Source organism: Halomonas sp. (genome assembly GCF_041689495.1).
Lineage (GTDB): Bacteria > Pseudomonadota > Gammaproteobacteria > Pseudomonadales > Halomonadaceae > Halomonas.
Genome location: NZ_JBDNGD010000113.1, coordinates 1 through 1910, shown reverse-complemented (window position 1 = coordinate 1910; position 1910 = coordinate 1). Strand labels below are relative to the sequence as shown.

Sequence of the window (1910 nt, the reverse complement as noted above, 5' to 3'; positions counted from 1 at the left end):
TTTCGTGGGAGGCCGATTTATCGGGCGAGGTTCTTACTGGCAAACGTCTCACCCGGCAGAGCCGGCCTCCCACCTATCATTGTCACCGTCCTTGCTTTTCGTGGGAGGCCGATTTATCGGGCGAGGTTGTTACTGGCAAACTTCTCGTCGAGGCGTCGAACCGCCGGCAGAGCCGGCCTCCCACCTGCATTGCCACCGTCCTTGCTTTTCGTGGGAGGCCGATTTATCGGGCGAGGTTCTTACTGGCAAACTTCTCGCCCGGCAGAGCCGGCCTCCCACCTATCATTGTCACCGTCCTTGCTTTTCGCTGAAGTCGAACCGCCGAGCCGTCCCTCCCACGAAAAGCCACAAAAACCTCGCGCGCTGAAGCGCCCTCCCACGAAAAGCCACAAAAACCTCGCGCGCTGAAGCGCCCTCCCACGAAAAGCCGCAAAACCCTCGCGCGCTGAAGCGCCCTCCCACGAAAAGCGGCTCCGGTGGCAATGACAGATAATCCTCCTGCTAGCCTCGTCTTTTCTCGAAATCCGCCATGAAAGCGACCAGGGCGTCCACGGCGTGCTCGGGTACGGCATTGTAGAGGCTCGCCCGCATCCCGCCCACACTGCGATGGCCCTTGAGGTTGAGCAGCCCGGCGTCTTGTGCCTCGGCCAGGAAGGGCGCATCGAGTCGCTGGTCGGCCAGCACGAAGGGCACGTTCATCCGCGAGCGATTGCGCAGGGCGACCGGGTTGGCGTAGAGCCCGCTGGCGTCGATGGCGGCGTAGAGCTTGGCGGCCTTGCGCTCGTTGATGGCGTCCATGGCGGCCAGGCCGCCGATGTCGTGCTTGAGCCACTGGAACACCAGGCCGGCCAGGTACCAGCTGTAGGTGGCCGGCGTATTGAGCATGGAGCCGGCCTTGGCCAGGGCCTGATAACTGAACAGGGAGGGCATGTCGGGCCGGGCGCGGTCGAGAAGGTCATCGCGCACGATGACCACCACCAACCCCGCGGGCCCGATGTTCTTCTGGGCACCGGCGTAGATCACGCCGAACCTGGAGACATCCAGCGGGCCGGAGAGGAGGGTCGACGACAGATCGCCGACCAGCGGCACCTCGGTGCCATCGGGCCGACGGAGCCCTTCTTTCTCACTATCTTCACTACCCTCACTACCGGGCTCACTTCCGGGGATATAATCGAAGGCCAGGCCGCCGATGGTCTCGTTGGGTGTGTAATGCAGGTAAGCGGCATCGTCGGTCAGGCGGATGTCCGCCGGGCGAGGCACGGCGCTGTGGCCGCTGCTTTCACTGCTGGCGGCGATGTGGGCCGCACCGCCGAGATGCAGGGCCTCGTCGATGGCCTTCTGGCTCCAGATACCGGTATTGAGGAAGTTGGGCGTACCCCCGGGGCCGAGCAGGTTGAACGGCACGGCGGCGAACTGGAGGGTGGCTCCGCCCTGGGTGAAGAGCACCTTGTAGTTGGCCGGGATGGTCAGCAGCTCACGAAGATCCGCCTCGGCCTGCTCGGCGATGGCGATATAGCCCTCGCTGCGATGGCTCATCTCCATCACCGAGAGGCCCTGACCCCGGTAGTCGAGCATCTCGTCGCGGGCGCGTTCCAGCACGGAGGGCGGCAGGGCCGCCGGGCCGGCGCAGAAGTTATAGTGGCGTGTCATTGAAAGTATTCCAGATCCGGTCTAGACAGCATGACAGGGAAAACCTCGCGCGCTGAAGCGCCCTCCCACGAAAACCCTACTCCCGAAAAAAAGCCATGGCCTCCCCCGCAAGCACCATTCTAGCAGGCTGTCGGACTTGACCGATCGTCGCGAGAAATACGGATTTCGAGACAAGTTTATCGATCTGATGAGGCGAATAGCGCGCTATTTAACGAATCAAATCGAATGAAATTGGCCGGAAGCCCGGGTTTCGCAGTAGA

1 protein-coding gene is annotated in these 1910 nt (G+C 62.8%); it reads right to left on the bottom strand.

Annotation, left to right across the window (positions count from 1 at the left end):
- Positions 1-501: 501 nt before the first annotated feature.
- Positions 502-1650, bottom strand: a complete 1149-nt coding sequence (gene serC, locus ACESMD_RS03720; protein WP_372610449.1) for a 3-phosphoserine/phosphohydroxythreonine transaminase — start codon at positions 1648-1650, stop codon at positions 502-504.
- Between the last annotated feature and the right edge of the window lie 260 nt (positions 1651-1910).

Excerpts from the sequence above, each read along its gene's own strand:
- serC (WP_372610449.1), bottom strand. The coding sequence starts at position 1,650 with ATGACACGCCACTATAACTTCTGCGCCGGCCCGGCGGCCCTGCCGCCC.